Annotated in this window: 8 protein-coding genes and 1 pseudogene; 8 read left to right on the top strand and 1 reads right to left on the bottom strand. The window is 54.8% G+C overall.

Annotation, left to right across the window (positions count from 1 at the left end):
* The 8 genes and pseudogenes from AOY24_RS11895 to AOY24_RS25380 all read left to right on the top strand — a co-directional run.
* The coding region (locus tag AOY24_RS11895) for a DMSO/selenate family reductase complex B subunit (protein WP_072185390.1) at positions 1-609 on the top strand (609 nt) is incomplete at its 5' end.
* A gap of 1 nt (position 610) precedes the next feature.
* Positions 611-1,468 carry a dimethyl sulfoxide reductase anchor subunit family protein gene (locus AOY24_RS11890; protein ID WP_054176680.1) on the top strand — a complete coding sequence of 286 codons (858 nt, stop codon included), beginning with the start codon at positions 611-613 and terminating at the stop codon, positions 1,466-1,468.
* Positions 1,469-1,510: 42 nt separating this feature from the next.
* Entirely contained in the window at positions 1,511-2,125 is a 615-nt protein-coding gene (dmsD, locus tag AOY24_RS11885) for a Tat proofreading chaperone DmsD (RefSeq protein ID WP_043000751.1), read from the top strand.
* A 293-nt stretch (positions 2,126-2,418) separates the two neighbouring features.
* Positions 2,419-3,129, top strand: a complete 711-nt coding sequence (osmY, locus tag AOY24_RS11880) for an osmoprotectant ABC transporter permease OsmY (RefSeq protein ID WP_043000752.1) — start codon at positions 2,419-2,421, stop codon at positions 3,127-3,129.
* Between the two features lie 28 nt (positions 3,130-3,157).
* Positions 3,158-4,060: an osmoprotectant ABC transporter substrate-binding protein OsmX gene (gene osmX / locus AOY24_RS11875; protein ID WP_043000753.1), complete on the top strand. Its 903-nt coding sequence runs from the start codon at positions 3,158-3,160 to the stop codon at positions 4,058-4,060.
* 9 nt (positions 4,061-4,069) lie between these two features.
* The gene (gene osmW / locus AOY24_RS11870; RefSeq protein WP_043000754.1) at positions 4,070-4,717 is read left to right on the top strand and encodes an osmoprotectant ABC transporter permease OsmW; all 648 of its coding nucleotides are present in this window, start codon (positions 4,070-4,072) and stop codon (positions 4,715-4,717) included.
* The gene (gene osmV, locus AOY24_RS11865; RefSeq protein ID WP_043000755.1) at positions 4,717-5,862 is read left to right on the top strand and encodes an osmoprotectant ABC transporter ATP-binding protein OsmV; all 1,146 of its coding nucleotides are present in this window, start codon (positions 4,717-4,719) and stop codon (positions 5,860-5,862) included. The genes osmW and osmV overlap by 1 nt, the downstream gene beginning before the upstream one ends.
* Positions 5,863-5,864: 2 nt before the next feature.
* Positions 5,865-5,990 (top strand): annotated as a pseudogene (locus AOY24_RS25380) (hypothetical protein); the annotation flags it as partial.
* Here the strand turns inward: AOY24_RS25380 and bioD are convergent.
* Positions 5,946-6,641 carry a dethiobiotin synthase gene (bioD, locus tag AOY24_RS11860; RefSeq protein WP_043000756.1) on the bottom strand — a complete coding sequence of 232 codons (696 nt, stop codon included), beginning with the start codon at positions 6,639-6,641 and terminating at the stop codon, positions 5,946-5,948. The pseudogene AOY24_RS25380 and the gene bioD overlap by 45 nt on opposite strands.
* Between the last annotated feature and the right edge of the window lie 94 nt (positions 6,642-6,735).

Below are 6,735 nucleotides of genomic sequence, written 5' to 3'. Positions count from 1 at the left end.
CAGTATGGATTTTTTATTGATTCCAGCCGTTGCACCGGTTGTAAAACCTGCGAACTGGCCTGTAAAGATTACAAAGACTTAACCCCGGATGTCAGCTTCCGCCGCATTTATGAATATGCGGGCGGAGACTGGCAGGAAGACAACGGCGTCTGGCACCAGAACGTGTTTGCCTATTATCTCTCTATTGCCTGTAACCACTGTGAAGATCCGGCCTGTACCAAGGTCTGTCCGAGCGGGGCGATGCACAAACGGGAAGACGGCTTTGTGGTGGTGGATGAAGATGTCTGCATCGGCTGTCGTTATTGCCATATGGCCTGTCCGTACGGCGCGCCGCAGTACAACGCCGCCAAAGGCCACATGACCAAATGCGACGGCTGTCATGACCGGGTGGCGGAAGGCAAGAAACCGATCTGTGTCGAATCTTGTCCGCTACGTGCGCTGGATTTCGGTCCTGTCGACGAACTGCGTCAGAAACACGGCGATCTGGCGGCGGTTGCTCCGCTGCCTGGCGCGCACTTTACGAAGCCAAGTATTGTGATCAAACCGAATGCCAACAGCCGTCCGACCGGGGATACCACCGGTTATCTGGCGAATCCGAAGGAGGTGTAAAATGGGAAATGGATGGCATGAATGGCCGCTGGTGCTGTTTACCGTACTCGGCCAGTGCGTCGTAGGCGCGCTGATTGTTAGTGGACTTGGCTGGTTGGCAATGAAAGACGATGCCGCCGCCCGGCAACGTCTGGTTCGCAGCATGTTTTTCCTCTGGCTGGTGATGGGGCTGGGATTCCTGGCGTCAATCATGCACCTGGGGTCGCCGATGCGGGCATTTAACTCCCTCAATCGCATTGGCGCATCCGGGTTGAGTAATGAAATTGCCGCTGGCTCCGTCTTTTTCGCCGTGGGTGGAATCTGGTGGCTGGTCGCCGTTCTGGGTAAAATGCCGCTCGCGCTGGGGAAATTCTGGCTGCTGGTCAGCATGGTACTGGGGATCGTCTTCGTCTGGGCGATGACCCGCGTTTACCTGATTGATACCGTGCCGACCTGGTATACTGGCTATACGACGCTGGCGTTCTTCTTGACGGCGTTGCTCAGCGGCCCGCTATTCGCAGCATTGCTGCTGCGGGCGTCCCGCGTCACCTTTAATGGTACCCTGTTTGCCAGTATCAGCGTGCTGGCCTTGCTGGTCAGCGTGGCGGTCATCGTCCTGCAGGGCATGTCGCTGGCAACCATCCACAGTTCGGTTCAGCAGGCTTCCGCGCTGGTGCCGGATTACGCCTCTCTGCAGGTATGGCGCGTGGTGCTGGTCGCTGCCGGACTGGGCTGCTGGATCTGCCCGCTGGTACGCCGTAAAGAGCCGCATGTCGCCGGGTTGCTGTTGGGGCTGCTCCTCGTGCTTGGCGGCGAAATCATTGGCCGCGGCCTGTTTTATGGCCTGCATATGACCGTCGGTATGGCGGTGGCAGGTTAACAAATCCGTGCGGGGAAACCCGCACTTTTCAGGATGTTTCAGATGACTGATTTTACTCAACGTGATGATTTTGCGATGACGGCACGCGTGCTGGGGGCGCTGTTTTACTACGCCCCCGACAGCGCCGAAGCCGCGCCTCTGGTGTCAGCGTTAACCGCTGATGACTGGCAGACACAATGGCCGCTGGCAGCGGAAACCCTGTCCCCGCTGGCAACGGACTTTACACGCGTCAGCGATGAGTCACTTCCCAAGGCATTCCAGCGCCTGTTCGTGGGACCCTACGCGTTACCGTCGCCGCCCTGGGGATCGGTCTGGCTAGATCGTGAAAATGTCCTGTTTGGCGAATCGACGCTGGCCCTGCGTCAGTGGATGCGCGACAACGGTATTCACGTCGAGACAGAGCAGAACGAACCCGAAGATCATTTCGGCTCGTTGTTACTGATGGCGGCGTGGCTGGCGGAAAGTGGCCGACACAGCGAATGCGAACAACTGCTGGCGTGGCATCTGTTCCCCTGGTCATTCCGCTTTCTCGACGTGTTCATTGAGAACGCCGGACATCCTTTTTATCAGGCGCTTGGTGAACTGGCCCGCCATACTCTGGCACAGTGGCAGTCTCAGTTATTGATGCCGATCGCGGAAAAAACGCTGTTCCGCTAACGTTTATAAGGCAGGTTTTTCCTGCCTTTTCTGATACCTGCATTATTTTTAATTGTTACAGTGTCACTTTTTATCAGCGTTTTTAAGACAATTCTTTACATACCCTGCTTATCCTTTACGGCATAAGGCCAAATCGCGTTTGACGATTAATCGTCTGCGTATCTAATTCACCTTCCCGCTGGAATCCTTCCCACCCTGTTGCTATAGCTCAAAACACCCTGCCAAACCATGGCATAACAACATGCGACGATTTTTCGCCGCCATAACGCATGCAAACAGGGAGACACACTGCAATGCACACATCCACGTTAACCCGCGTGCTGGGCTTTAGTATTGCCATCATTCTGCTACTGGCGCTGCTGGTATGGGGAATTGGCATCGATACCCTCAAATCGCGTCAGGTTGATTTGCTTTATCTCGGTCAACAGCACCTGATTTTAGTCCTTACCTCGATGTTTTTTGCCCTGCTGGTCGGTATTCCAAGCGGTATTTTGCTTAGTCGCCCCGCCGCCCGCGGTATTGCCGAATATGTCATGCAGATCTTCAATATTGGCAATACCTTGCCCCCGCTGGCCGTTCTCGCGCTGGCGATGGTGATTATCGGCATTGGTGACATGCCTGCCATCGTTGCGCTGTTTCTGGCGTCGTTGCTGCCGATTGTGCGTAACACCTGGGCAGGATTGAGTTCTGTACCGTCGTCGCTGATTGAAGCGGCAAACGGCATCGGTATGACGAAATGGCAACGGTTGCGTCAGGTAGAAATCCCCAACGCCTGGCCGGTAATACTTTCCGGGATCCGCATTGCCACGGCGATCAACGTCGGTACTGCCCCGCTGGCGTTTCTGATTGGCGCCAGCAGCTACGGCGAACTGATTTTCCCTGGCATCTATCTTAACGACTTCCCGACATTGATTCTGGGAGCCACCGCCACCGCGCTATTCGCCCTGATCCTCGACAGTCTGCTCGCCTGGCTTGGGCGCGTCCTGAGCCCACATACGGCCTGATGGCAATGATAAGAACAAGGAGCGCTAAATGAATCTCAAGAAAAAATGGCTGGGATGGTTCGCCGCCGCGCTGTTCATCAGCACCCAGGCTCAGGCGGCCCCGATTATTCTTGCCACCAAAAGTTTTACCGAGCAGCACATTCTCTCGGCAATGACCGTTCAGTATCTGCAAAAAAAAGGATTTCAGGTTCAGCCGCAGACCAATATCGCCACAGTGATTTCGCGTAATGCGATGATCAATAAACAGATTGATATGACATGGGAATACACCGGCACTTCACTGATTATTTTCAACCACATCAATAAGCGAATGAGCCCGCAAGAGTCGTACGACACGGTAAAACGCCTTGATGCCAAACTGGGACTGGTATGGCTGAAACCGGCAGATATGAACAACACCTACGCCTTCGCCATGCAGCGCAAACGTGCCGAAGCGGAGAACATCAACACCATGTCGGAGATGGTGGCGAAAATTGAACACATTCGCCAGACCGATCCCGATAACAACTGGCTGCTGGGTCTCGACCTGGAATTTGCCGGACGTAGCGACGGAATGAAGCCGTTGCAGCAGGCTTATCAGATGGATCTCGACCGGCCGCAAATCCGCCAGATGGACCCCGGACTGGTTTACAACGCCGTACGCGATGGCTTTGTTGACGCCGGTCTCATCTACACCACTGACGGCCGTGTGAAAGGGTTTGATCTCAAAGTACTGGAGGATGATAAGGGCTTCTTCCCAAGTTACGCTGTCACGCCGGTGGTGCGTAAAGAGACGCTGGAAGCCCATCCGGGACTTGCTGAGGCGCTCAATACCCTCTCGGCCCAGTTGAACAATGACGTGATCAGTTCGCTGAATGCGAAGGTCGATATCGATCACCAGTCACCTCAGCAGGTTGCTCGTGAATTCCTGCAACAAAAGAACCTGCTGTAAGGAGCGCATATGGATACGATTCACTACATGATGGATAACGCGGGTTATCTGGCGATGCTCACCTATCAGCATCTGTGGCTAGTGGCGCTGGCGGTTGGGTTGGCGATTGTGATTGGCGTGCCGCTGGGGATCCTGATTGTCCGCCACAAATGGCTGGCAACGCCGGTGTTAAGCGTCGCGACGCTGCTGCTGACGATCCCCTCTATCGCCCTGTTCGGGTTGATGATCCCCCTGTTTTCGCTGATCGGTCACGGAATTGGCGCACTGCCCGCCATTACCGCTGTGTTTCTTTACTCGCTGCTGCCTATCGTGCGTAACACCCATACCGCGCTGGACAACCTCCCACCGGGCTTACGCGAAGCGGGTCGCGGTATCGGCATGACCTTCTGGCAGCGCCTGCGTTGGGTGGAGATCCCGATGGCATTACCGGTGATTTTCGGCGGTATCCGCACCGCCGTGGTCATGAATATCGGCGTCATGGCAATTGCCGCGGTGATTGGCGCAGGCGGCCTGGGATTACTGTTACTGAACGGCATCGGCGGCAGCGACATTCGCATGCTGATTGCCGGTGCATTGATGATTTGTTTTTTAGCGATTGTGCTCGACTGGCTGTTACACCGCCTGCAAGTCGTTCTGACACCTAAGGGGATACGATAATGATAAAACTGGAAAACCTCACCAAACAATTTTCACAGAAAAAGGGTCAGCCGCTGAAGGCCGTCGATAACGTTAATCTGAACGTGCCGGAGGGAGAAATGTGTGTTTTGCTGGGGCCGTCGGGCTGCGGTAAGACCACCACCCTGAAGATGATTAACCGTCTGATTACCCCGAGCAGTGGCAACATCCTGATAAACGGTGAAAATACCAATGAGATGGATACCGTGACCCTGCGCCGTAATATTGGCTATGTGATCCAACAGATTGGCCTGTTTCCCAATATGACGATTGAAGAGAACATCACGGTCGTCCCCCGCATGCTGGGCTGGGACAAAGCCCGCTGTAAAAGCCGCGCCGAAGAATTAATGGAGATGGTGGCGATGGATGCCAAAAAGTTTCTGCATCGCTATCCAAAAGAAATGTCCGGCGGTCAGCAACAGCGTATTGGCGTGATTCGCGCCCTGGCGGCGGATCCGCCGGTCCTGCTGATGGACGAGCCGTTTGGCGCCGTCGACCCCATCAACCGCGAAGTGATCCAGAATCAGTTCCTTGAGATGCAACGTGCGCTGAAAAAAACCGTGATGCTGGTGAGTCATGATATCGATGAGGCGCTGAAACTTGGCGATCGCATTGCCGTGTTCCGTCAGGGACGGATTGTCCAGTGCGCCAGCCCCGATGAACTGCTGGCCAAACCGGCCAACGATTTTGTCGGTTCATTCGTCGGTCAGGACCGCACGCTTAAGCGTCTGCTGCTGGTTTCGGCGGGCGATGTGACCGATCAACAACCGACGCTGACTGCTCAGCCATCCACGTCGCTGAAGGAAGCCTTTGGCATTATGGATGACAACGATATTCGCGCCATTACGGTGGTGGATGGCGAAGGAAAACCACTGGGCTTTGTGAAACGTCGCGAGGCGCGCCAGGCCAGCGGCACCTGCGCAGATATCCTTCATCCCTTCCGCATTACCGGTAAAGCCGAAGATAACCTGCGGATTGTGCTCTCCAAACTGTATGAAAGTAATACCAGTTGGATGCCGATCGTTGACGAGGAAGGACGCTACAACGGTGAGATCTCACAGGATTACATCGCCGATTATCTCAGCTCAGGACGCACCCGCCGGGCGTTGAACATTCACGAAGAGTGAGGGTTTGTGAAATGACCGGGGAGTATCGTTTGCTCCCCGGTTTATTGAAGGCCTGGGTGTTTGCGTCTGTCCTGTCGGGGACGTTACGCCATGATTCTGTCGACCGACAGGACGCTACCCAGCATTGACAGGCGAATGTACTGTCCGAGTTCACGCTGCTCGGCACGCGGTAAATAAGGCAGTTCGCCAATCAGCGGTGCTGGCAGTTTTTTGCTCAGTACATCGATAATCTCTGCGTAATGTGCCAGACCCGGATTAATACGGTTAGCGACCCAACCGATCAGCGGTAAACCGTCATTGGCGATCGCCTGAGCCGTCAGCAGCGCATGGTTAATACAGCCTTCCTGAATACCGACCACCATCAACACCGGTAACTGCTCCTGCACCACCCATTCGGACAGTGGACGCAGATCGTTCATCAGGCTGCGCCAGCCACCCGTGCCTTCAACCACGACATGATCAACCTTTTCGCTCAGGCTAGCCAGCCCGTTAGAAAGCAAGGTGTAATTGATTGGGCCACTGTGGGCCACGCTACTTTCATCTTCGCTCAGGGCGATGGGGTTAACCGCCTCATAGGGTAATTCCAACGTCGACACGCTTTGCAGCACCAGCGCATCCCGGTTGCGCAACCCTTCGGGCGTCTCTTTACTGCTCTTCGCAACCGGTTTATATCCTGCAACGCTTTTCCCCCCCGACGCTAACGCTTGTAGCAATGCGCGGGAAACAACCGTCTTCCCAACAGAAGTGTCTGTACCTGTAATAAAGAAACGCTTCAGCATCACCAACTCCACCGTTATGCTTCGAAAATATAAGCCAGGAAAATAATACAGTGGAGAAAGTCTAAGGTATGCCCGGTGGAATCAGCTTGAGTTA

The organism is Citrobacter sp. CtB7.12, assembly GCF_001297795.1.
Lineage (GTDB): Bacteria > Pseudomonadota > Gammaproteobacteria > Enterobacterales > Enterobacteriaceae > Citrobacter_A > Citrobacter_A amalonaticus.
Note: the sequence above shows the minus strand (reverse complement) of the source record. Positions and strands in the feature narration are given on the sequence as shown.